Annotated in this window: 18 protein-coding genes; 11 read left to right on the top strand and 7 right to left on the bottom strand. The window is 47.0% G+C overall.

Annotated features, from left to right (window positions below; all coding sequences use genetic code 11):
• From U2F10_RS30775 to U2F10_RS30760, 4 genes are all read left to right on the top strand, one after another.
• A complete protein-coding gene (locus U2F10_RS30775) occupies positions 1-1521 on the top strand; it encodes a DUF5691 domain-containing protein (RefSeq protein ID WP_499868625.1) in 1521 nt (506 codons plus the stop codon).
• Between the two features lie 95 nt (positions 1522-1616).
• Positions 1617-2756 (top strand): ATP-binding protein, encoded by a 1140-nt coding sequence (locus tag U2F10_RS30770; protein ID WP_499874173.1) that lies wholly within the window; start codon positions 1617-1619, stop codon positions 2754-2756.
• Positions 2757-2762: 6 nt separating this feature from the next.
• On the top strand, positions 2763-5090 hold the full coding sequence (locus U2F10_RS30765; protein ID WP_499874172.1) for a DUF5682 family protein: 2328 nt from the start codon (positions 2763-2765) through the stop codon (positions 5088-5090).
• Positions 5091-5100: 10 nt separating this feature from the next.
• A complete protein-coding gene (locus tag U2F10_RS30760; protein WP_163667020.1) occupies positions 5101-6285 on the top strand; it encodes a VWA domain-containing protein in 1185 nt (394 codons plus the stop codon).
• Between the two features lie 210 nt (positions 6286-6495).
• Here the strand turns inward: U2F10_RS30760 and U2F10_RS30755 are convergent, their stop codons facing one another.
• Complete coding sequence (locus U2F10_RS30755; RefSeq protein WP_163702779.1) at positions 6496-6870, bottom strand: zinc ribbon-containing protein; 375 nt, start codon at positions 6868-6870, stop codon at positions 6496-6498.
• Between the two features lie 452 nt (positions 6871-7322).
• Here U2F10_RS30755 and U2F10_RS30750 point away from each other — a divergent pair, with 452 nt between their 5' ends.
• The 6 genes from U2F10_RS30750 (at position 7323) to U2F10_RS30725 (ending at position 17061) form a co-directional block, all read left to right on the top strand.
• The gene (locus U2F10_RS30750; protein ID WP_250565990.1) at positions 7323-8489 is read left to right on the top strand and encodes a response regulator; all 1167 of its coding nucleotides are present in this window, start codon (positions 7323-7325) and stop codon (positions 8487-8489) included.
• A gap of 86 nt (positions 8490-8575) precedes the next feature.
• Positions 8576-8938: a response regulator transcription factor gene (locus U2F10_RS30745; RefSeq protein ID WP_006517848.1), complete on the top strand. Its 363-nt coding sequence runs from the start codon at positions 8576-8578 to the stop codon at positions 8936-8938.
• 26 nt (positions 8939-8964) lie between these two features.
• Positions 8965-9495, top strand: a complete 531-nt coding sequence (locus tag U2F10_RS30740) for a chemotaxis protein CheW (protein WP_499874171.1) — start codon at positions 8965-8967, stop codon at positions 9493-9495.
• Positions 9496-9575: 80 nt separating this feature from the next.
• Entirely contained in the window at positions 9576-13448 is a 3873-nt protein-coding gene (locus tag U2F10_RS30735; RefSeq protein WP_499874170.1) for a GAF domain-containing protein, read from the top strand.
• 63 nt (positions 13449-13511) lie between these two features.
• Positions 13512-16601 (top strand): hybrid sensor histidine kinase/response regulator, encoded by a 3090-nt coding sequence (locus U2F10_RS30730; RefSeq protein ID WP_499874169.1) that lies wholly within the window; start codon positions 13512-13514, stop codon positions 16599-16601.
• Positions 16594-17061: a chemotaxis protein CheW gene (locus tag U2F10_RS30725; RefSeq protein WP_163702782.1), complete on the top strand. Its 468-nt coding sequence runs from the start codon at positions 16594-16596 to the stop codon at positions 17059-17061. Before U2F10_RS30730 ends, U2F10_RS30725 begins: the two co-directional genes overlap by 8 nt.
• Positions 17062-17087: 26 nt before the next feature.
• On the opposite strand, the gene U2F10_RS30720 is transcribed toward U2F10_RS30725, so the two are convergent.
• The 5 genes from U2F10_RS30720 to U2F10_RS30700 form a co-directional block, all read right to left on the bottom strand.
• Positions 17088-17363: a DUF7219 family protein gene (locus tag U2F10_RS30720; RefSeq protein WP_163667034.1), complete on the bottom strand. Its 276-nt coding sequence runs from the start codon at positions 17361-17363 to the stop codon at positions 17088-17090.
• Between the two features lie 479 nt (positions 17364-17842).
• Entirely contained in the window at positions 17843-19528 is a 1686-nt protein-coding gene (ilvD, locus tag U2F10_RS30715) for a dihydroxy-acid dehydratase (RefSeq protein ID WP_163667036.1), read from the bottom strand.
• A gap of 97 nt (positions 19529-19625) precedes the next feature.
• Positions 19626-20939: an adenylate/guanylate cyclase domain-containing protein gene (locus U2F10_RS30710; protein ID WP_163667038.1), complete on the bottom strand. Its 1314-nt coding sequence runs from the start codon at positions 20937-20939 to the stop codon at positions 19626-19628.
• 260 nt (positions 20940-21199) lie between these two features.
• Positions 21200-22153 (bottom strand): phosphoribulokinase, encoded by a 954-nt coding sequence (locus U2F10_RS30705; protein WP_163667040.1) that lies wholly within the window; start codon positions 22151-22153, stop codon positions 21200-21202.
• 241 nt (positions 22154-22394) lie between these two features.
• Positions 22395-23249, bottom strand: coding sequence for a lipopolysaccharide assembly protein LapA domain-containing protein (locus U2F10_RS30700; protein ID WP_163667042.1), 855 nt, complete (start codon positions 23247-23249; stop codon positions 22395-22397).
• Between the two features lie 180 nt (positions 23250-23429).
• On the opposite strand from U2F10_RS30700, the gene U2F10_RS30695 reads away from it, so the two are divergent.
• Positions 23430-23810 (top strand): hypothetical protein, encoded by a 381-nt coding sequence (locus U2F10_RS30695; RefSeq protein ID WP_163667045.1) that lies wholly within the window; start codon positions 23430-23432, stop codon positions 23808-23810.
• Positions 23811-23895: 85 nt separating this feature from the next.
• Here the strand turns inward: U2F10_RS30695 and U2F10_RS30690 are convergent, their stop codons facing one another.
• Positions 23896-25815, bottom strand: coding sequence for a tetratricopeptide repeat protein (locus U2F10_RS30690; protein WP_499058097.1), 1920 nt, complete (start codon positions 25813-25815; stop codon positions 23896-23898).
• Between the last annotated feature and the right edge of the window lie 21 nt (positions 25816-25836).

The following is a 25836-nucleotide window of genomic DNA, read 5'->3' as shown; positions in this document are numbered from 1 at the left end:
ATGGAATACTGGAAAACCCTCTTAAACACCGCCTTAATCGGCACCGATCGTCAGTCTCCTAATCCTCCTAAAACGGTAGGTACACTGACGACGGCCCTGGGTCAACTCAATTGGCAACAGCCTGAGCGCTCTATCTTGTCAGCAGCTGGTGCTATAGCTCTTTATCAACAGGTGGGGCAACTACCGATAACGGTAGATTGGGCATTACTAGACCCCTGTGCTGATGAAGATTTACCCTGCTGTTCTGCTCAAACCGCCAGACATTTAAATACTATCTTGGCCGAACATCCAGCCATCATGCCGGAATTGTTGAGGCTACTCACGCAGTCTCAACAGCGTGTCCCAGAACAGTTGTTGCCTAAACTCCTCCATTTTGGGCGACAACGATCAGAACTTCGTCCGCAGATTACAGCCGTTATTGGTAAGCGAGGTCAATGGTTGGCCAGCCAAAACTCAGCCTGGGAATATGGCTCAGCCCAAAGAATGACTGAGTTCCATGCAGATTCAGCCGCTTGGCGCGAGGGTAGCCGTAGTGAGCGGGCTTTATTTTTACAACAGTGGCGCGAGACAGATGCTGATGCAGCTAGAGAAGCGCTAGAAGCTGTGTGGTCCTCAGAGTTAGCCAAGGATCGAGCAGCCTTAATCTCTTCCCTGGCCTGCAATTTATCCATAGCCGATGAACCTTTTTTAGAAAAAGCACGTTGCGATCGCGCCCAAGCTGTACGCCAACAGACCGTTGGGCTACTGGTAAAACTGCCAGAGTCTCACCTATGTCAGCGCATGGCCGAACGAGTCAGTCAGTTTATATCGCTTCAAGCCAGTACTTCAGAATTAACTATCAAGGTGACTCTCCCGAAAACATTTGAACCGGTGTGGGAAGAGGATGGAATCACATCCAAAACAGTAGCTGGGCTGGGAGAAAAAGCGAGTTGGCTATATCAGATGCTCACCAGTGTATCCCTGCACCATTGGCATGGAAAACCAGCCGCCATTGCCTACGCCATTAAAGAACACCAATGGCAAGACATGCTGCTCAAAGGATGGGGCGTCGCCGCCCTACGCCAACAAAATACGACCTGGGCCAATGCCCTAGTTAAGGAGTTTGACCTGCAACAGATCGATGAACGGTTGTTGTCAGACCTGTTGACATTATTAACGATCGAGCAGCAGGAAACAGCCTTAAGGGAGAAAATACCCAGCCAAAAAGATGACATCATCCATTGGCTACATCAAGTGTCTAGATGTTCTCAGACGTGGAGTTTAGAGTTCAGTCAGCTGGTGTTAGAGAAAATTCTCACGCTAGCTAATAATAGCGATCGCAACAACTATGGATTGCATTACTTATTAAAAGAAATAGCCATTGTTCTACATCCCGATTTAACCCCAGCCATTGCTGAGCCCTTAACTCAGATGCCTGAAAACGACAGTCGGTTTTATTGGATAAAAAGCGCATTGGATGAATTTCACGAACATATGCATTTTCGATACGAAATGCATCAGGCATTTAAGCCCAGCGGTTAACCAACCCCACTTACACCCCTCCCAAGAGGGGAAAAGTCATCCTATGGCAACTCTACTCTTTACCTTCTATTCTCCACTTTTTATCTAACCCTCCCATGCCAGCAACAAAATCAACAGCTCAGTCCGCTAAGCATAAAACCTCCAAGTCAGATACAGCAGAAACTATTCTGCGGCAACACGCAGAGGAACAGTTTGCCAATGAACTAGCAGCCCTGGCTGACGCTGATGACCGACAACGACCGCCTAATTGGCAGCTGTCGCCCTGGGCAGTGGCCACCTATCTAATGGGTGGAACGCTGGATAGCGGAGCGGAGATTTCCGCTAAGTATGTGGGCAGTCGACGGCTGATGGAGGTTGCGATCGCCACACTTGCCACCGATCGCGCTCTGCTCCTTTATGGCATTCCTGGAACTGGCAAATCCTGGGTGTCCGAACACCTAGCCGCTGCCATTGCCGGAGACTCCACCCTACTGATCCAGGGCACAGCAGGTACCAGCGAAGAAGCCATTCGCTACGGCTGGAACTACGCCCAGTTGCTAGCCAAAGGACCTTCCATGGATGCCATTATACAAAGCCCGCTGATGAACGCCATGGCAACTGGCAAAATCACCCGCGTAGAAGAACTCACCAGGATTCCAGCAGATGTGCAAGATACATTAATTACAGTCTTATCAGAAAAGACATTGCCCATCGCTGAACTGGGGGAAGAGGTACAAGCCCAAAAAGGATTTAACGTTATTGCCACCGCCAATAATCGGGATAAAGGGGTAAATGAACTCTCCAGTGCCCTCAAACGACGCTTTAATACAGTAATTCTGCCCGTACCTAGCCAGGTAGAAGAAGAAATTCAAATTGTACAAACCCGTGTGGAGAGTCTAGGAAAAGCGTTAGAGTTACCGACTGAAGCACCTGCTCTCAATGAAATTCGACGGATCGTTACCATCTTCCGAGAGCTGCGTAATGGAGTAACCGAAGATGGAAAGACTAAACTGAAGTCTCCCAGTGGCACCTTGAGTACAGCGGAGGCAATTTCTGTTGTGAATAGTGGTATGGCCTTAGCCGCTCACTTTGGCAACGGCAGCCTCGATGCCGAAGATTTAGCAGCAGGCATACAAGGCGCAGTCGTAAAAGACCCTGTACAGGATGCCGTGGTCTGGAAAGAGTATTTAGAAACCGTGGTGAAAGAGAGAGATGGATGGATGGATATTTATCGCGCTTGCCGGGAGTTGGCTTAAATCATTATGAGCATCCACATTTTTGGCATTCGTCACCACGGTCCAGGCTCTGCCAGAAGTCTTTTAAAATCACTCCACACCCTTCAACCCGACATCGTTCTCGTAGAAGGCCCCCCCGAAGGAAACGACGCTCTTGCTCTCCTTGCCCATGAGGACATGCAACCGCCTGTTGCCCTACTAATCTATGCCCCTGAACAGTCAGAACAAGCCGCCTACTATCCCTTTGCAGTGTTTTCACCTGAGTGGCAAGCTATCCAGTACGGGCTAAAGCAGAATATTCCCGTACGCTTTATGGATTTGCCCCAGACACATCAGATAGCGGAGCGGCTAGCGCAACAGCAGCCTAATGCAAAAAGTGAAGGAGAAAGAAGTGAAGAGGCAAAGAATGAAGAGTCAGACAGAGCATTAGAAGCAAAGGGTCAGTCTGATGGTTCTCCCAATTCCCAAGCTCCTGTTCGATCAATTCCAGCAGACCCGTTAGCTTGGTTAGCTGAAGCAGCAGGCTACAGTGACAGCGAACGCTGGTGGGAACATATGGTGGAGCAGCGTCAGGATAATACCGAGATTTTTGAGGCAATTTTGGAAGCAATGTCGACACTGCGGCAAGAAATTGAGCAAACCCACCCATCAGATCTTGAAAATCCGCGAGATCATCGAGAAGCACAGCGAGAAGCCTATATGCGCCGCACGATTCGTCAGGCAAAAAAAGAAGGATTTGAGACAATCGCAGTGATTTGTGGTGCCTGGCATAGTCCGGCTTTATGTGAGCCCTTACCAGCTCAAAAGCACGATAATGCCTTACTTAAAGGGCTACCCAAGCTCAAGGTAAAGGCCACCTGGATTCCCTGGACCTATGGAAGATTATCCAGCGCTACTGGCTATGGGGCTGGTATTCACTCTCCCGGTTGGTACGACCATCTTTGGCAGTCGTCCCGCCCTCAAAAAATAGCCATTGGTTGGATGACCCAGGTAGCAAGATTATTACGCCAGGAAGATATTGATGCTTCTTCTGCCAGTGTGATTGAGGCAGTACGATTGGCGGAGGCCCTGGCTGCGATGAGAGAGTCTGCGATGCCGGGTCTGGATGAACTGAATGAAGCCACCCAGACCGTACTTTGTTTTGGTGATGCAACGCCCATGCAGCTGATTCACCAAAAGCTGATTGTCAGTGAGCGGCTAGGGCGGATTCCAGCAGAAACACCATTAATTCCGCTGCAGCAAGACCTACAGCGCTTACAAAAACGCTTGCGACTCAAACCAGAAGCCAATGAACGCCTTCTCACCCTAGATTTACGTAAAGACATAGATCTAGAACGTTCCCATCTGCTACACCGTTTGAGCCTGCTAGATATTCCATGGGGCCAACCCCAAACCACCAGCGGTAAGGGCACCTTTAAAGAAGCCTGGCAACTACGTTGGCAACCCGAGCTCAGCCTTGCGGTAATTGAATCGGGACGTTGGGGCAACACCATCGGAGCAGCGGCCCAGACCTATGCCAAGTATCGGGTAGATATCGCCCCTGATTTGCCATCGTTAACTAATTTGCTAGATAACGTACTGCTGGCCACACTGCCCGATGCTGTCACCTATTTGCTGAGTCAACTGCAGGCAATGGCAGCAGTGTCCAGCGATATAGCCCACTTGATGGCAGCACTACCACCGTTGGCAAATGTGTTGCGTTATCGTGATGTGCGCCAGACAGATGGGACGATCGTAGCCCAAGTGGTAGATGGATTAGTGGCACGGATCTGCATTGGTTTACCGGGAGCCTGTGCGTCTTTAGATGATGATGCGGCAGCGGCCATGCTGAAGGCGATTAATCAGACAAATAGCGCGATTAAACTACTGCAAAATGGGCACCATGGCAGGGCATGGTCGGCAGTGTTGTTAGTGCTATGCGATCAACAATCGCTCCACGGTCTCATCGCCGGACGCTGCTGCCGCTTGCTCCTCGACGAAGGCAGCCTAGAACCAGAAAAGGCTGCTCAGCGCATGGGCCTAGCCCTTTCCCTAGCGAATGAGCCGCCACAGGCTGCCGCTTGGGTTGAAGGCTTTTTACAAGGTAGTGGCTTGTTGTTGCTCCACGACGACATCATTTGGCAAGTCCTAGATGACTGGGTGACTAGCTTAACCAATGAGCAGTTCACTGCCCTATTACCACTGTTGCGTCGCACCTTTACAGGTTTCTCATCACCTGAACGACGACAAATGGGAGAACGGGTGCGGACTGCGGGCTGCCAACAAACGCAAGTCACTACAGTCACAGATTTTGACACAGAGCGTGCTGAATCAACTCTGCCCCTCATCGCCCAGCTTCTAGGTCTGCAACTATAATCGCAACCCCATGGTCAGTAACTCTCAAGACACAGATAAAACAGAACGGCTCAGACGTTGGCGATTGATCCTCGGCGGTGGAGATGCTGATGGTATCTGCAGTGCTGACGGTGAAGGAGGGCCGCACTTAGGCAGTGGTGATATGGCTATGGATCAGGCCCTCGCCGCTCTCTATGATGACAAACAAGAACGCCGAGGTGGACTAGGCGGTTCTGCCCCTAAAGTAGCCCGCTGGCTCGGGGATATTCGGCAATATTTCCCTAGCTCAGTGGTGCGGGTGATGCAGCAGGATGCGTTAGAGCGATTGAACCTGCATCAAATGCTGCTGGAGCCAGAAATGTTGTCAGCGGTTGAAGCGGATGTGCATTTGGTGGCTAACCTAATGGCGCTGAATGGAGTGATTCCAGAGAAAACTAAAGAAACAGCCCGTTTAGTGGTGCGTAAAGTTGTCGATGAGCTGATGCAGAAGTTGCAGAATCCCATGCAGCAAGCGGTAATGGGTAGCCTTAACCGCAGCCAGCGCAACAACCGTCCTCGCCATAGCGAAATCGATTGGCATCGCACCATTCGAGCTAACTTGCAACATTATCAGCCAGAGTATTCCACCATCGTTCCTGAGCGGCTCATTGGCTTTGGCCGTAAACGGTCTGCCCTCAAAAGTATTATTCTGTGCGTTGATCAAAGTGGGTCGATGGCTCCTTCTGTAGTCTATGCCAGTATTTTTGCCGCTGTATTAGCATCTATTCCTGCAGTGAGAACCCAGCTAGTGGTATTTGACACAGCAGTAGTCGATTTAACCGAGTTATTGCAGGACCCGGTTGATGTTCTCTTTGGCACTCAGCTAGGTGGTGGCACAGATATCAACCAGGCCCTTTCCTACTGTCAGAGCCATGTGCGACAGCCACAGGAGACTATTTTGGTATTGATCAGTGACCTGTATGAAGGTGGCAACAATGACGCCATGATTAAGCGTGTGGCATCCTTGGTTGCATCAGGCGTTCAAATGATTACCCTCTTAGCTTTAAGCGACGAGGGTGCTCCATGTTTTGATCATCGCAATGCAGCAAAATTTGCGCGTTTAGGAGTCCCAACATTTGCCTGTACTCCTGATCAGTTCCCTGATTTAATGTCTGCGGCCATTAGTCATAGCAACATTAGCCAGTGGGCAGCCAAGGAGGATATTGTGACAGCTTGATTTATTTACAGAACGTTCTCCCAAAGAAGACAGGGGCCAAAAGTTAGGAGTCAGTAAGTTCCTTGCTACTGACTCCTGATTACGTTCGGCTAAGACTTTGACGGTGAGGATTCGATGGTGAGTTCAACCAAACCATTCATGTCGAAGTCTGATGCTCCACCTAACCAAGATTTCTCAACTTAAGTTGATACCCTAAGCATTGAAGAGAGTCTATTGTTTCAAGGACAATAACCTTTCAGGCTGTTTTGTAGTGCTAGATGTTTCTTCAGGAAGCGTCTGAATAGCTTGATCGCAAAAATGCTTTACAAACTCTTGGGCTTCAATCAGATTATTCGGATATCTAATCTGCTCCCAGATATAGCCATGGAGATTATGGATATCTTGATAGTAGAAGCCATGTTCTGCAAGGTAAGTAACGACGTCCCACAGAGCCTGGTTTGATCTGCTGGGTGAATGAAACTTAACACCCATTTGATAAGCGGTATGACCACAGTGGGGGCATAGCCGAATAAACCCTGGAAATTTACCTGGGCGTTTAAATGTGGTGTGGCAATCAAAACAAGCGAAAGGGGCGATGCCATGCATGGGAATAAGTCCTTTGCTGTCTTTAGTATGTGACCTCCTGACGTTCTTATTATGGCGCAACTACTTTGCTTAGATCATGACAAATTAATAACTTGTCAACCAAGCTAGATAGCTGCATTTTTGTCATAGCATTGTCCCCAGGCTATGGAAAGAGGTCTTGAGACTGATGCATAGTTGTCCCATTCACCTAAGCACAGCGCGTAATTAGCTTAGGATAAATTCTCTCATCTCTCAATCCGTGAATGGACGGAACATAAGGATTTCCAACAGATCCGTGTAATCTCTGATGCCTTTAGGGGAAGTCTCCTGCGCAGAATAATTACTAAATCTGTTTCAGCATTGAGTATTATAAGCATATGTCATGCATGCCAGTCATCGTCGATCTAGATAAAACAATTAAGCATTACAGAAAATGTCAGTTCACTGGAATTTTGTCGATTAAGGCTGCGACGATGGCTCCATGGCTTCTATACTTTTTAGCTGGACAAATAGTTTGGGCTAATACGCGCACCCATGCCCAACGTCGTTGGCATAGGCATCTTTTAAAGCATTGTCCAGAATTAATTAAGCAAGACTCTGGTGTGGACCTAACCTACAATGAACTAGCCAGATTAGTGATGCGGAAACAATTCAGCAGAGAGCGTTTTTCTGAGCTTGCCGCAGGCTGTATTTCAGAAATTTTATTCGATATTGTGCAGCAGGGAACTCTACATTTTCAAACATCTAGAAAGCTACTAGTGTACCAAACAAGTCCTCGAGATGCAGCCAAATTCCCATGCATTAGTCTGCAACATCTTCCAGTATGGGAACAAGCACAACAGGACTGGAAGATGTGGAAACAGGCAAACTTAATTGATATTTTGCCTAATCAAGCTCCTACGATCAAACAACCTCAAAAATTACAAGAACATACATCATCAGCCACATTTCGAGCTTTAACAGGTTTGCTTGATGGTCAACAAACACTCCGAGATTTAGAATTAAGGGTTAAACAACCTTTGACCCCTTTGACGCTATCTATCTTGCCCCACATACGCAATAATTTTATTCGCATGGTTGCCATTGATAAGCTGGATGATCAGGCGGCCTCTGCCCATGGCTCTTCCTCCGCTTATCAAACTGTCGGTGTTTCACGCCAGACTACAAATACTTCTTCCCATGAGGTTTCATTGAATTCATCGGTCAAGCCATCTGGGAATAGTCCCACGGTACTCTACATTGATGATAGCCCTGCAGATAGCCAGGCCATGGGACAAATTGTTCAAACTGCTGGGTATCGCTATGTGAATATTGCAGATCCCTTACAAGCGTTACCACAGCTTTTAGAAGTCAAACCTGAGTTAATCTTTTTAGATTTAGTCATGCCCATTGCCAATGGGTATGAACTGTGTGCTCAGATTCGGCGAATTTCTGCGTTTCGAGATATTCCGATCGTCATTGTTACCAACAATGATGGTATTTCGGATCGGGTACGTGCCAAAGTTGTAGGTGCCTCTGGTTTTATGGGGAAACCGATTAGACAGACGCGAGTATTAAAAGTACTCAAGAAATATATGCAAAACAATAAAAATACAGCACCCACTTTTCAACAACAGTCTCAGCTTTCTCCTTCAGTCTGATAGCAGAATATCTAAGATTTGATATAGAACATTTAGTTTGCAAATTCCTTTGATACGCAAATCTACCCACTAGTTTGAGAGGTTCTATGGTAACAGCTTTAATTGTAGAAGATAGTTTGACGGATAGAGAACATCTCACCCATTATCTCCAGCAGTCAGGGATAACGGTTGTAGGTGTGAAAAGTAGTGAAGAGGCCCTACTGGAGGTCCAAACTAAGTTACCTGATATGGTTTTCTTGGATATTGTTCTTCCAGGGCAAAGTGGTTTCGAATTCTGTCGCGATCTCAAGACCAACGAGCAAACGCAAAATATTCCCGTTGTCATCTGCTCAACAAAAAGTACAAAAGCTGATAAGCTTTGGGGCTCAATGTTAGGAGCTGATGCTTATTTAAGTAAACCGATTGATCAGCAACAGCTGGCGGTCACACTGCAACAAGTGATGAGTTAGGTAGAAATCCTAGATATACCTCCAGCATGAACACACTACAGTCTCCTTTGCAGGAACAACTAGCTCAAATTGATCCATTGGGATTAGACCCAATTCCTGAAGATACTCGTCAACGTTTTCTACGGTTTAAGCTTTTAGAAGAACATAGAACATTATTGTCGCTACGGGCTATTGCAGAAGTCCAGCAGTTAAAGACCTTAGACATTTTGCCCATTCCTGAAGTATCGAATTCTATGTTGGGGGTATGCAACTGGCGCGGTGAGATTCTCTGGCTTATTGATCTCAACGCATTAGTCGGCAATCGTCCCTTGTGGCATCAAGCTCCGTTGCTTGAACAAGCTATGGTTATTGTGGTGCAAAGAGCCCCAAAAGCTATCGGATTAGTCGTAGAACAGGTGGATGATATAGAGCTGATTGAGCCTCAGTCAATTTGTCCGAAAACAGATCTGTGTGCCCCAACTTTGGCTCCCTATGTGACGGGCTGCCTTGCTAATCACCAAGGCGTTATTCTCGATACTGTAGCCATTATTGAGCATATGTATCAGGCCCCTCCTTAGGTAAGTATCTCTTCGCGAAACCAACGGTCTGAGCCTATCTATAGCTGCTTTAAAGCATTGTAAGTTTACTGAGTTTTCCTATGTCAAATGCTGCAAATACCCACCCAGATAAACACTCTAAAGATTTAGAGTCTAGTCTTGATCTAGATCTCTCCCTTGAGAAGGTTGACCTGATGTCTCCTGAGTTGATATTCCCTGATCAGGACCTAACTCTGGAGGAGATCACTCCAGATGAGGATGTTCTAGAACGATTGCCTGAAACGACAACACCTCTGTCCTTGGCTATGGATTCTGTACCATTTGCTCCTTGTCAGGGTAGACGGCCATTTGCGATCGCGAACACCATGGCCCAAGCCAGTAACCTGGAAAACCTTTATCAAATTACTGTTACCGAACTACGTAAACAGATTGCTGTAGACCGAGCCCTTATCTATCAATTTCAATCGGCTACTCATGGTACCGTTATTGCCGAATCCCTCACTTCTGGCTATAGTCCAGTTTTAGGGGAGCTACTAGCCGCCTTATCCTTTGGTGAAACTACTACTCAGCACTATCAACAACAGGCTGTTATCAAGATTAATAATATTGCAGAAGAAGCCATCACACCTTACCAAGCCCAACTTTTTCAACGCCTTCAGGTCCAGGCTAGTCTTGGCCTACCCCTCTTTTTAGAAAATCAGCTATGGGGCTTGTTGGTCGTTCAAACGTGTACAAGACCTCGTCAATGGACGGATTCTGAAATTGCTCTACTCTATCAAGTCGGTACTGAACTTATCCTCAAGCTTCAACCATTGCGGTTTCAATCCGAACGGCAATTGATCTTTAGTCTGAGCGATAAACTCCGTCAAGCATCCGATCAAGAAACCATCTTTCGGAGTGTCACTCGAGATGCTAGAAAGCTCCTAAATGTAGATCGCGTTGCCATTTGTCAGTTTCGTCAAGACTATAGTTTTCAATTTGTCTTCGAATCAAAAGTGGGGCAAGTAGCCTCGATGCTCGATGTTGTTTTAGCAGATAGCCATCTACAAAAGCATGAGGGAGGAATCTTTCGGCAATCTGACCCATTTGTTGTTAGCTATGTCCAAAAGGATCCAACGCTCACCCTTTGTCATGTTGAGAATTTAACCGATTTTGACATAAAAGCCTGTGCCATTGTAGCCATTTATCAGGGACAGAAACTGTGGGGTTTGTTGGGAGCCTATCAACATAGTGGTGCTCGATATTGGGATGACAACGACGTCAAACTACTGACTCAACTTGGTAATCTTGTCGGGATTAGCCTACATCGGACAGAACTTGTGGAAGAAATGGCCAGAGCATCCACAAATCAGGAGGCCTTACCTGACATCATCAATAAAATTAGCAACACGGCCTATACTGAGAAGATTTATCAAACAGCGGTGCAAGAGGCTCGTAATCTTCTTAATGTAGAGCGCGTCTGCATTTACAAATTTCGCCCAGACTATTTTGGTGATTTTATCTATGAATCTGGTACCGGTGGGTGGCCATCATTGGTAGGAAGCGCTTGGGAAGATAGCTACGTTCAAGAGAATCATGGTGGACGATTCCGCAACACTGAGCAACCGTTTCTAGCAGATGACATCTATACCGCTGGATTAAGTGAATGTCATATTCAGACTTTAGAGCACTTTGGCGTTAAATCCTTCTTGATTGTGGCCATTAGACAGGGAGGTAAACTTTGGGGGCTATTAAGTGCCTTTCAACATAGTGGACCTCGCCATTGGCTGGAAAGTGATGTCAAAGCTTTACAAGACATCAGCCGCGAAATGGAGGCGAGTCTGAAAGGGGCTGATTATGTTGCCCAGTTGCAAGAGCAATCGGCTCAGATGACTAAAGCGGCTCAAATTGGTCGTGCAGTGTCCGATATTATTCCGCAAATCTTGCAAGCACAAGAAACTGAGCAAATCTTAAAGGTGACACAGCGAACAGCACGGCAGTTACTGAAATGCAATCGCGTCGCCTTCCATCGATTCAATCCTGACTGGAGTTCTGAACTTCTCTGTGAATCGAGTATCCATAGTCAGAGCAATGCAGATTTAAAGGAGCGTCTGCATGCAATTTGGCCAAAGCACAATTTGCAGAAAACACAAGGAGGTCCCTACCGCAATCAATCCAGCCTGGTTGTCAATAATATCTATGCCGCTGATCATGCGCCATCAGAAATTGACATGTTGGAGGAATTTGGCATTAATGCCTATATGACAGTGCCCATCTTTAAGAAAAATCAACTCTGGGGTGTGCTGAGTGCGTATCAAAATGAAAAACCACGTTCGTGGGCTGAAGCTGAAGTTAATGCCCTCAAACAAATTGGCCTACAGGTAGGGACTGCTATGCAGCAAGCAGATTACTTAAAGCGCCTGGCTCTTACAACCCAGCAGGAACAACTGATCAGTAAGATTATTGATCGTCTCCGCAAAACAACCAATTTACCTCCAACCCTGAAAACAGTAGCCCGTGACATTCGTGAAATGCTTCAGGCTGATCGAGTGGGAATGTACCAATTTGATCCAACAACTAACTATAGTGTCGGTGAGTTTGTTGTAGAAGACGTTGCTCCAGGGGTACGATCTGCGATGGCCGCCAAGATACAAGATCATTGCTTTGCTGAAGGTCAGGCAGAAAACTATCAAAAAGGCCGCTATTGGGTGGTTAATGATGTTAAAACCCTGGATCTACCCAATTGCTTAGTCGATCTACTGGCTGACCTACAGGTCCGGGCCAGCTTAGTCGTTCCCTTACTCAAAGGCGATGTGCTTTGGGGCTTATTTGCCATTCATCAATGTCAAGGGCCTCGCGAATGGCAAGACATCGAAGTAGAGTTTGTTCATCGGATTGGAACTCAGTTCAATTTAGCGCTACAGCAGGCTGATTATCTAGAACAACTACAGGAGAAAAATATTGCGTTAGAGGCAACCGCAACACGAGAAAAGCAATCCAAAGAAAAGTTACAGCAGCAGGTTATGCAACTATTGACGGACGTACGCCCAGCTTTAGAAGGCGATCTGACTGTACGTGCCCCTGTCACAGATACTGAAGTAGGCACCGTTGCCAGTGCCTACAACAATACGCTGCAAAGTCTCCAAAAAATTGTTCTAGAAGTACAACAAGCTGCTGCCCAACTTGGGCAAACCTCTCAACTTAGCGAAGCATCTGTCAGCTCCTTAAATACAGAAGCCCAACAGCAAGCAACCTCACTTGAGCGAGCGCTAATGCGGGTACAGGAGATGATGAACTTTACTGAGACCGTTGTCAATGACGCCCAGCGAGTAGAGGTTGCTGTCCAACAGGCAAATCAGACTGTACAGGTCGGTGATACAGCCATGAACCATACGGTGGACGGTATTATGGCTATTCGCTCTACGGTGGCCGATACCAACCAACGCATTAAGCAACTGAGTGAGTCATCGCAAAAAGTCTCTAAAATCGTTAGCCTGATTAGTCATTTCACCACTCAAACCCAGTTACTGGCGCTTAATGCCTCTATTGAAGCTACCAGGGCCGGTAAGTATGGGCGAGGATTTGCCGTCGTTGCTGACGAAGTACGCTCTCTTGCCCGCCAATCTGCAGAGGCAGCTACTGAAATTGAGCAACTGGTTCAGGAGATTCAAGTCAATACAGCAGAAGTGTCGACGGCAATGGAAAACGGTATTCAGCAGGTAGCTACTGGAACCAATCTGGTCAGAGACGCTCGCCAAAACCTAACAGCGATTGTAGAAGCGACCGGTCAGATCAGTGATCTAATCCAAGGAATCACTCAAACTACCCATCAGCAGGCTACTGACTTCAAAGAAGTGGCTGTCAGTGTGACTGAAGCGACCGAAATTGCTAACCAAACATCGCATAAATCAGAACAATTGACTCAGTCAATTCATCAATTACTAGCTACCGCCCAGACCCTCCAGACAAGTACAGGTAAGTTTAAGGTCAGCTAAGAGAGATTTTTGGGTTTCTGTTTTTGATTCTTGGTACCAGTCAACTTGCGGTTTTAACCAATCATGACTTCAGCTTCAGCACTTAACCAGCAGGTTCCTGCCTACTTTCTGCAAGAGGCTTCTGAACTACTACAGCAAATAGACTATGAGCTGCAAACTCTACGTCAGGGGTTTGGTGTTCAGAAAATGCACAGCTTAATGCGGGCAGCTCATACCCTAAAGGGAGCGGCGGCTAGTGTTGGGCTGGATGCCATCAAAACCACAACCCATTCTCTAGAAGATGCGTTCAAAGCATTATGTGCCCCTGATGCCAATTTGACACCAGTTGTAGAAGGACTAATTTTTGAAGCTTACGATTGCTTGCAACTTCTACTGTCAGTTCAGCTGACTAATTCTGAAATTGATGAGTCAGAAGTGCTGGACCGCATGGCCAGTGTTGTGACCCAACTGCAAGAAAACCTGGGCGATCAGTTCGGTCAGGATGGTTACCTGCCGACATCGACTGACCTGGGGTTTGACATGACCCAATCCATTTTTGAAATGGGTGTGAATCAACGACTCGATGAGCTGGAAAATGCTCTTAAAAAGCCTGATTCAGAGAGTTTAAAAGCTCTTCTGCAATCCCAGGCAGACGTATTTTTTGGCTTAGCAGAGTCTTTGAATCTACCGGGATTTGGAGAAATTGCTCGGGCTACCGTAACCGCCGTAAAGAATCAACCCAATCAGGTGGTGCAGATAGCTAAGATTGCTCTCAAAGACTATCGTTCTGCTCAAACCTTAGTATTACAGGGCGATCGCAACCAAGGTGGAACGCCTAGTAGAACGCTGCAACAGTTTTCTAAACAGAATTCTTCTAAACGAAGATCTAAAAAAAGCAACCAGCATCGCCAATCCAAATCCTTCTCAACTCACCAGAAACCATCTAAAAGCTGGGTTAATGGGCTATGGACATGGTTAAGCCAGCCCATTGGCCAGACTAAATCGCTAGCCAACAATTCCTCCCAGTTGGTTAAACCTGAGTCAATAGAATCCCTAGCATTGCTAGAAAATGCCAGCCGTGATCAGACAGTCATTGTCCAGACTCCAGATACTATTTGGGATACCCCACCATTACCAGATACGGTTGCAACAGATGCTAAGCAGCTCCCATCTCCAGCAGCACAGATTCAAAATGATGTCTCTGGTTCAGAGCCCAGTCTTTTGTCGCAACAGCAGGCAGAACAGTCCGAACCCATTGTGCCTGCCAATGAACTACCCCAAAACACAGCCACCCTGCGAGTATCTATCAATCATCTTGAACAGCTCAACCACACTATTGGAGAACTCTTAACTCAGCAGAGCCGTCAGGCACTGTGCAATGAGCACATGACAGCGGCTATGAAGACCCTTCTGACTTGTGTGAGTTTCCAACAGCAGCAGTTACGTAAACTTCAGCGTCAATCTGCCCACGCCTCCACAGCGCTTCAAACATTGCAACTCAAACCAGCTGAACAACAGTTTGATGCTCTAGAATTAGATCACTACAGCGAACAGCAGCTGCTGGTACAGGCGACGCTCGACACGATGGTGCAGCAGATGGAAAGTGCTGAAGCCATGGAATTATTTATCCAGCAAAATAATCAAAGCTTGGAAAAGCAACAGCGCCTGGTCAATGATCTACGTGAAACCATATTAGAGGCAAGAATGCAGCCCCTCGGAAATGTGCTGCATCGCTTCCATCAAGTTCTAGCTCGTTTAACAACACAGCACAGTAAGCTGGTCACCTTAAAGATCGAAGGCGAGGATGTTCTTGTTGATAAAGCCATTGTTGATAAGCTGTATGATCCTCTACTCCATTTAGTACGCAATGCCTTTGACCATGGTATTGAGTCACCGGAAATGCGTCAGCAGCAGGGCAAGCCTGAAACAGGAGAAATTAAACTCTCTGTTAAACAAATAGGTCGAAACCTAGTTATCAAAATTCAAGATGATGGACAGGGGCTCAATCTTGATGCCATTCGCCACAAGGCCATTGACAATCAACTCATTACAGACATAGAAGCTCAACACTTAACAGCAACCCAAATTAGCGATTTAATTTTTGAACCCGATCTATCCACTGCTAGTCACATTAACGATCTATCTGGACGTGGCGTTGGGCTAGATGTTGTTCGCACCCAAATCCAAACTCTACGGGGTACAGTTACCGTGACCCATCAGCACGGGCAAGGAACCTGCTTTACCATCAAAATCCCTGCCAATTTAACCATTGCGAAACTGTTACTCTGTCGCGCCAGGGAACGATTATACGCGCTGATGACAGATACTATCGAACAAATTTTAATCCCCCGCGCTGAGCAGTTAAAAACTCGGAATAACAGAAAAGTGCTCAGTCTCCAGATTGAGGAGAAAGACCAGCTAATTTTAGTTGTCCCACTATCGGAAGCCCTTACCTATAATGGTTTACTCCCAATCCCCCAGCAGCCAGACATTAATAAAACCTCAGGCATCTTACCAGTTATTTTGATCCGATACAAAAATCGTTTAGTAGGTCTAGAAATAGACCATCTGATTGGAGAACAAGAGTTGGTCATTCGCTCTCTAGGTACCCTTGCAACAATGCCCAGCTATATATATGGCTGTAGCATTCTTCCAGATGGTCACCTTAGCTTAGTGATAGATGGCTCTACGCTCATACTAAAAGTTCTCCAGAACTTTTCTCAACATGCAATCAAAACAGGCAACAGTAAAGGAGAACAAATAGCACCTCGAAAATCCCATGTTACTAAGCAAACTATCCTGATTATTGATGACTCGATTACGGTTCGTAATACCCTTACGAAAGCTCTACAAAACGCTGGCTATTGGGTCTTGCAGGCCAAAGAGGGTAACGAAGCTCTACAAAAGCTCCAGCACACTGATGTGGCTGCTATTTTATGTGACCTGGAAATGCCTGGCATGAATGGTTTTGAGTTTTTAAAGGCTCGGCAACATACGCCTAAAATTGCTTCAGTGCCTACCATCATGCTAACGTCACGTACCGGGATGAAACATCGGCAACTGGCCCAAGAATTAGGTGCCACTGGCTATCTCACAAAACCATATATAACACCACAGTTATTGACAACACTAACCAATGTTTTGGAGCAACAGCTAGAGAAGAATTATGGGTAAAAATACGTCGAAAATCATAAAACTTGTCACCTTTGAAGTTGCCGATTATTGGTTTGCCTTACCAATGAAGGCGATCTTAAAGATATTGAACTGTCCATCATCCAATGAAGGTGGCATCATTCCGCTCGGAATTGTGCAACTGGGTCCCCATACAATCCAATTGTTGGATTTACATAGCGTATTTTGCCTAGATGCCTATGCCACATCACCACGCAAAGCTCAGTTTTTAGTAGTATTACGGGGTATTCAAAATAAGCTTTGGGGGATTGCCTTAGAGTCACCTCCAGATTTGGTCGAATTGCCTATTAGCGAATTTCAAGCCGTATCTACAGACAGACGCTTGACGCCTAAAAAGCAGTGGATCAGTCACATAGCTATGCTTTCTGAACAGGAAAGGAATCATACTCTGTTATTTTTAGATCTAAAAGCCGTGTTTCAACAAAAACTAGCCAACTCTTAAGAAAACAGTTAGCTCCATCTTCTCCTTTAGGATTCATTGAATGACGATCCAGAGGCATCAATACCAAGTTCTTTTTTGCTCTTTTTTAGATCCTTCCACAGCTTCCTAATCTGCAAGTAAGCCTCCATCGAAGTTAGCTTACCACCGGTTTCCAGGGCACAAATAATATCAACACGTTGCGAGAATTCTTGCAGGTTCGCATTAAAAGCCAACCGTTGTGGAGAAAACTTGCCATAATAACGACTGCGAGGATATAAGAAATCATCTATTTCATGCTGTTTATATGATTCAGAATTATTCATCTTAGGATTCTTAATAACTACACTTTAGGGGGCTAGCAAACACCTAAACTCCTTAGGTATGAACTAACATTTCGGAACTGTCGGCATGCTATTCAGATATAATTGCCGTACGTGATATTACGCAGTGAGTAAAGTAAGGAGTTTCCTCGTTACGTCGTCGTTGTCTATAGAGCCCAAAGTTAACAATTTAACCAACAATCTGTCGATAACGAAAAATTGACATTCCTGCTTATTGGAAGCTGATTACTATCACAGTCAGAAAAAATAAGGAAACTCAACTCCTTGCGTTTCGTAACATAATGTGACAGCCTTTCTAAGGGAAAAACGTTTTACTGGTCACAGTATTATATATACGTATAGACGGTTGAGTATAAAAATAGCCTCAGTTCCTTAGTGAACTGAGGCTAAGAGTAAAATCTACACTAGTTTTTCGGTCGACGGCTTCTGCTTTATCAGCCTTGTTCTATAGAACAGGAGACCTAAAACAGGTCTTGGTCAGTCACTGCCCCCTGGCTGCTAGATGAAACTAATGTGGCATATTTTGCTAGCACACCTCGCTTGTAGAGAGGTTCGGGCGCTGTCCACTGCTCCCGTCGCTTAGCAAGTTCTTCATCAGAAACATTTAACTGCAACAGTAGTTTCTCGGCATCAATGGTAATGGAATCGCCTTCTTCTACCAGACCGATGGTGCCACCAACTGCCGCCTCAGGCGCAACGTGGCCAACAACCATACCATAGGTACCACCTGAGAAACGACCATCGGTAATCAAACCAACCGAGTCTCCCAGGCCAGCACCAATGATGGCTGAGGTGGGTGCTAACATTTCTCGCATACCTGGCCCTCCCTTAGGACCTTCATAGCGCACAACAATCACATCGCCTGCTTTGATTTTGCCTGCCAAAATCGCATCTAGACAATCTTCTTCAGACTCAAATACCCGCGCAGGACCAGTGATAGTAAACTTTTTGATACCGGTAAGTTTGGCCACCGCACCTTCCGTGGCAAGGTTGCCCTTTAGAATCCCCAGGTGACCATGGGCATAGAGGGGTTGGTTAAAGGGACGAATCACATCCTGGTCAGGGCTGGGCTGTTCGGGCACATCCGCTAGCACTTCTTCAATGGTTTGGCCGCTGACGGTAAGGGCATCACCGTGGAGCAACCCTTGTTTGAGTAACATTTTCATGACTAGGGGAATACCGCCTGCCTTGTGTAGGTCAGTGGCCACATAACGCCCGGAGGGTTTAAGGTCACAGAAAACAGGAACGCGATTACGGATGACCTCAAAGTCATCAAGGGTGAGCTCAACACCCATGGTGTTGGCAATGGCCAACAGGTGCAAGACAGAATTAGTAGAACCACCTACCGCCATAATTACAGAGATGGCATTTTCAAACGCTTTGCGGGTCAGAAGCTGGCTGGGTAAAATCTGATTGCGGATGGCATCTACCAGTACATAGGCCGATTTTTCAGTACTGTCGGCTTTCTCTGCATCTTCGGCTGCCATGGTGGAAGAATAGGGCAGGCTCAGGCCCATGGCTTCGATGGCGGATGACATGGTGTTAGCGGTGTACATACCGCCACAGGAACCAGCACCAGGGCAAGCGTTTTTCTCAACGGCCATCAGACGCTCTTCGTCGATCGTACCGGCGCTGTACTGACCAACTGCTTCAAAGGCACTGACTACGGTGAGGTCTTCGCCGTCGAGGTGGCCGGGTTTGATGGTACCGCCATAGACAAAAACGGCGGGGATATTCATGCGTGCGATCGCAATTATTGCTCCTGGCATATTCTTATCGCAGCCACCAATAGCCAATACACCATCCATACTCTGACCGGTGCAAGCGGTCTCAATAGAATCAGCAATCACATCACGGGAAACCAGAGAATACTTCATCCCCTTGGTACCCATGGAAATACCATCACTGATGGTGATAGTGCCAAACATTTGCGGCATTGCCCCAGCATCCCGCAGAGCTGCTTCACCCCGCAGAGCTAGAGTATTAATCCCCATATTGCAAGGGGTAATTGTGCTATAGCCATTAGCTATTCCAACAATGGGCTTATCAAAATCATCATCTCCAAAGCCCACGGCCCTCAGCATGGCACGGTTGGGTGAACGCTGTACCCCTTGGGTAACGACGCGGCTTTTACGGTTGTCGGCCATGGTTAATTCCTTAGCGATCCATACAGACCCTAATTGTTACAGATTAGGGCAGGAGACAAATTATGCTACGGCGGCTAAAAAATATTTTCATTGCCCTTTACGATTGAGCCATCAATGGATCTATATCAACATCCGTCACACAGGGCTCTAATAAATAAGTAATCATGGGTCCTTTACCTTTGATGACGATTGGACCACGCTGATGAAACTCATAGCGTTCATCCAACTTCTGTAGACGTTGATAGGTAGCCTCGCTAATTTGAATGCCATTGGGCACACCGTGGGATTCCATGCGACTCGCTGTATTCACCGTATCGCCCCAAAGATCATAGGCAAACTTCTTTAGGCCAATCACACCAGCCACCACTGGACCGGTATGAATCCCGATACGTAAGGCAATATCTTGACCGGTTTCAGCATTAAAGTCCGCCAATGCTGTTTGCATTTCTATGGCCATGGCAGCAACAGCTGCTGCGTGGTCAGCCTGGGGTTGTGGCAACCCTGCTGCCACCATGTAGGCATCACCAATGGTTTTGATCTTTTCTAAACCATGGTTCTCGGCTAACTGATCAAAGCGAGAGAATACTTGGTTGAGTAGATCAACAATGTTGGCTGCTGGCTGGGTCTCGGTAAGCTGGGTGAAGTTAACAATATCTGCGAATAATACTGTTACCTCAGAAAAACTTTCAGCGATAATATCTGGCCCCTGTTTCAATTTCTCAGCCACTGTTCGAGGCAAAATATTCAGCAACAGTCGCTCAGACTTTTCTTGGGCCTCCAACAGCTCACGATTAGTGGCAAAATTTTCCCGTGATAGTTTTTCATAAAAGTAAACCGAGCAGTTGCAGATACAGCAGATCCAAAACGTGTTGAGCAACAGGCTAGCAGCAGGCAAACCAGGGGTTACCACCTGTAACCCTAAAAGGGTATTGACACCAAAGTAGTAAACAATTACCCCCAGCTGAGAGATTAGATGGAGGGGCCAACCCACTGGCACTAGAGTAGCTTGAGTAATAAAGGAGAGTGCCCAACTAAAAAGATCAGGCTCGGCAATGGGGGTGTTGCTAGCTAAACCAGTGTAGGTTTCATGGAACCGATGCAACAGACTAATGGACCATGATGCCAGCAAAAAAACACCAATAATGCGACGAGGTCGATAGATATTTTTGCGAATTAGCCATAGGCAGAAGAACAACAACCCCATCCGTATTAGATTCGTGATGATCCAAAGCAGTACAAAGGGATCGTGCCCCTCAGTCACGTACGTCAGGGTGTCTAAGGGCAAAAATGTGACAAAATAAAACAGGCCAAACAGAATACCCAACCGCAACCGCCGCTGCATAAATTGATGACGCCAATGGGCATAGGATGCAAATTCGTGGATGGGCTTTATTCGGGAAAAACCAAACATGGTAGAACAGCCCAGAAGCTGGGTGCTGTTGAGTTAAAGAACAATCAAGCTGACAATCTACAGGCACGGTAATTGTGGCACATAGATTCAAACCATATGTCTGCTGATTCCTCAGACCATGTCATTTCTTCACACCCATTCGCCAGACGTCTGTAACTTTGTCGCATATCGCAGAATTTGCCAAATTTGTAGCAAAATACTCGCCCCCAGAACAATGTTCTGGGGGCGAGTATCTAAGAACTTAGAGTCGTGGTCTGAATCTATGCGGCAACTTTCATTTTGCCAGCTGTACCCATAGCCATCAGCATGTGATACGTGATCAACAACTGAGTCAGAGCTAGGGGATAGCTCTGTAGAGTTTCACCAGTGGTGCCAACAATCTTACCGACTTCCTGGTTGCCCTCCAGACTACAGAACTGCCCCAGATAAGGAACATCGCTACAAAGAATGCGCTCAAGCTGCTGCACCTGGTCAGGGGTAGCATGACCATCAATAGATAGCACGTCTACGGGCTTACCCATATCACGCTCTAGACCCAGACGAATGGCTTTACCTAAATCACTGTCCAATATATCGGTAAAATCGGGGTGCGGGATCGTGGGACGCAACACCAAGTTTACGTTGAGCAGTAGATCGTTAGCCTGCTCTTCAGGCGCATCTGGTGGATAGAAAGTAACAATTACATCAGCCCACTTACGCTGGGGACGGATGAAAGCCTCAGAGTCAGGCTCGCGTGCAGCTAGTGCAGCTAATACAGCAGCCTCATCATAGCCACGCTTGCGGGTATCACGCTTGATTTTCCACTTGGTGCGTAGGTCTTCGGGGGGCGCAAGGTAAACCTTTACGTCATAGGCATCGCGAGCAATCTTACTGGAGTAGCCCAGCAAACCCTCAACGATAACAAACTTCTTGGGCTCAATGTACTCAGGAGCATCAAACTCACCAGTAGTGTGGTTATAGATGGGCTTAAGTATAGGTCGGCCTTGGCGTAGTAGCTCTAGATGCTGTTCAATGATGTCAACGTAATTGCAATCGGGGTGAAGTGCAGAGATCCCCATTTCCTTACGCTGTTTACGGTCGTAACGATGGTAGTCATCGGTACAGATGGTCGTCACATCATGCTCACCGAGTACCTGGGCGATCCCACGGGTTAAGGTAGTTTTACCAGCGGCACTGTCTCCGACAATACCGAGGATAATTGGGCGCTCTGCCATGGACGTATCTCCTGCTTCTTTAGACTTTCTTAAACTCAGTCGTTAGTTTTATCTTATGCACCAACGGTACTGGGCTCAAGATTTTGTGTCAGAGAATACGGCTTGCAAACATCAGAAACCATTGAGTAAAAATACTCATAATCATTGAGAATGAAAGCATACAAAGGTCACTACGAGACTTAAAGTATGTAAAAAAAATTTAGATTTCATAACCTAAATAGGGTTTAGCCCGTAATGCAGTCTAGTCCGTGACAAAGGACACTTTCAGGCGATTACGTCCACGCTTAGTCGCCAAAGCTAGAAATTCTTCCGCTTTGCTAAGTAGCAATTGCTCACTTTCGGTCGGATGGTCAGGGTCAGTGACCACGCCACCGATATTGACGTCGATATTAGTCTGCGCACCATCCTGCAGGGTTATCGGTGCATCGGTCAGGGCTAATCTAAGATTTTCTGCATATTTCGTAACGGCTTTAACATCTAAACCAGTGAGGCTACAGGTAAATTGCCCTTGGTTATTGCTAAACAGCCAGGAATCTACCGTCAGGTTTTGCTGTAGCACCTGAGCGATCGCATTCCATAGGGCCTGATCTTGTTTGAGGTCGCTAGGCTCAGGTTGCTTACGCTGGGGCTGAATCAGCAGTAGCCCTACGGATTGAAACTGATGATGAAGCGGCTGCATTTTCATTCGCTGGAGTAGGGCTCGAATGACACGCGAAACCACCGCATCACTAACTAAACCAGTGGTGTGATCCAACAGATCCAGGGATTCCAAAAGGTGGTGATAGCTCTGGCGTAGATTTGCGTTTTTACGCGCTTGATTGTTGACTTCTTGCTGCTTAGCTAAAAGCTGATCTTCTAAGCTATGGGCCTGTCTTTTCCCACGGGAAATGCGCCATTCTCGCTTGAGAAATGCCGGAATGGTGACTAACAGTCCGAAAAGAACGCCCAAGCCTGATGCCAGCAACAGAGCAGTGGCCAGGTGCTGCTGCTCTAGTTGCCAGATAAAAAAGTTGATGTCGATCAGCTGGTCATTTTGCAGGGCGAATGCGATCGCAAAAAACGCCACTACCAGAGCAAAAATAAGAAATAGCGCCATAGCAGAGGTAACCAGTAGTAGGAGTTGACCCAAGCCTAGTGAAACCGAGCATGCGTCCACATCCACCAAAATTGAGAATTTCTTCAATTTTCACACCCGGTGGTGGGTTGTTCCAGTCCCTGCAAAATCAAGATAGTTGCATCAAAATCATAGGTAATGTGTTGCACGAGGACATCTGCGATGGCTGAGTTAACTGGTCCCTGGCTAGGGTCTTACTGGCAGGCAAACTCCCCCACCCGGTTTGAAGCCACCTTTGTCCAAGCGAACAATAGTATTAGTGGTCGCATTGTGGATGATGGGCCCTTAGGTGAAGCCCAGGTACACGGACAAATCACTGGCCGCTATGTGACGTTCACAAAAAAATATTTCAACACTCCCAGTTACGCTATCCAATACACCGGAACAGTGTCAGAGGATGGTGATCATATCAATGGCCACTGGCGACTCGATTCTAAGCACAGTGGAGAATGGGAAGCCCACCGCAGCGATAACGATCTCAGTAAAGAACTACGTGCAATATTGTCCAAAAACGCACCAGAATTGGCAACTACCCCAAATTAATTACCCTCCTGTAGGGTCGTTGCATGCAACGACCCTACAGGGGATAGATAGTTTCTAGACAAAATCGTTATTTGTGGAATGTGTCCTATAACTTCAGCATTACCTGAGGCAAAATTTCAGCGGGCACCTTATTCAGGGCATTTTGCTGGCCATCTAACCCTAGCAGTTCATAGTGGGCAGAAACATTGCGCACCAAGGCTTTGAAGATGGGCTCATAGCTAGATGCCGTTTTGGTAATTTGTTTGAGGGCAGTGACGTAGTGCACTAAGGCACGGTCCAGGTTACCGACAATCAGAGCTCTGTTATCGGTAGCTCGGGCCATTCTGTCATAAATACTGCCTAAGCAATGGCGAATCGAAGCGAGGTCAAGATTATTGGGCGCTAATTCTGAGGCTTTGAGGGCAGCTTCATAGGCAATTACAGCATTTTGCTTATAGCGCCCTTCAGGATCGGCTGGTGCCTCAGGATGGTTTGCTAATTCCCAAAACGCTGTGCCCAAATTGTTATAGGTACTGGCACAGGCCGTCGGATCAGTGCTGGGGGTACGATAATTCAGCGCATCCCGGTAAGCGGCAATGGCATGTTTGAGTAAAAATATAGGACGTTCATGACGCGACAAACTCCAGTAGGCAATGCCTAAATTGTTTTGTACCGCTGCATATTCTAATGGGGACGTTTCGGGGTGATGACAGCGCAAAGCCTCGTTATAGGCGGCAATTGCCCGATGCAGCTGGGGCTTGGGTTGTTCATAGTAGGCCAGCTTCCAGTACACGGAGCCCAGGCTGTTCTGCAAGGTGCCATATTCTTCAGGATTGCTATCTGCCGAGCAAAATGGTAACGCCTGACGATAGGCGGTGACAGCGTCCTTCAGGTGGGTAATGGAGTCGTCGTAATTGGCTAAGGCACTATATACTGCCCCCAAATTGCCGTACAGGCGGCTGGTGGTTTCTGCATCACCATTGGCACTCAGGCCTTCTCTATACAGATTCACACTGCGGTTCATGCCCTCAACCAGGGCCGAACGCTCACCTTGGAGCTGAGCGTTGAGCCAGTGCAATGTGCCTAAATCATTGAGACCAGCAGCTCGTTGAGTATCCTCCGTTGGCAACCAGTTTAGGTAGAGTTCAAAGGTTTCAATGGCGGTTGCCAATAGATTGGGGGTCATTTCCCCAGCTTCAATGCGATCGCGATAATGATTGCCAAGGGTATGGTAAGCCTGGGTAATCTCCTCAGGTGTGGCCCCCTGCTCTTCTAGCTGAGCGAGTGTTTCCAGAGGATTCTCCAGGGTAGTCACGTCTACGATTACGGATGGGCTCTGTTCTGGCTCAACATCAGTAGCCGCAACATTAGCCGCTGCGGGCTGCTGGTCTCTCTGAGCCAAATCCTCACTGAGAATCTGCCAGATATCAGCATTTTGAGCAGTGGACACCCCTCCATAAAGCGCATCCGTCACCTGGTGGCCGGTATTAGCAATCTCTGGAGCAGAGGACACAGGCTCACCCACAAAGGTGAACACACCACTACGCCACTGCCAAAACTCAGGGGCAGACTGTTGCAATGTGCGATACCAGGGCCATGACAGCCACAGCACCAAGCTGCTTTCAAGGTGGGGGAGCAAAGATTGAATATTTTCAAGGGATCGCAAAAAGTGATTTTGCGATCGCATCGGCTGGTGGGTCATCGCCTCTAAACCAACAATCTGTAGATGGGGTGTGGGTTTGGGCGCTTGCTTTAGCCAATGCACCAGCTGTAGCATCAAATCGGGCTGACTCGGATCAAAGGCAAGCTTCGCTAGGGTTACTGTCCCAAAATCATCCAGGGTATTATCCGCTGCTGTTAAATCCGCTTGCAGTCTGGAGACCAGCTGTGTCTTCAATGTGTTGCTATCGCAGACCGCAATCAAAAGCTGGCGTCTGAGATTAAGCTGGAGTGCTGTTTTAAGCCCTTCGTACTGACGTTGATTTAACCCCAAAACTTTGCGAGATTTGAGTTGTGTGGCCACCATAGCGTAGGAAAAATGTGTGTG

The organism is Leptothoe sp. EHU-05/26/07-4, from assembly GCF_043421015.1.
In the GTDB taxonomy this organism is placed as follows: domain Bacteria; phylum Cyanobacteriota; class Cyanobacteriia; order Phormidesmidales; family Phormidesmidaceae; genus Leptothoe; species Leptothoe turfae.
The sequence above is the reverse complement of the archived record's forward strand: the minus strand, read 5'-3'. Positions and strand labels throughout refer to the sequence as shown.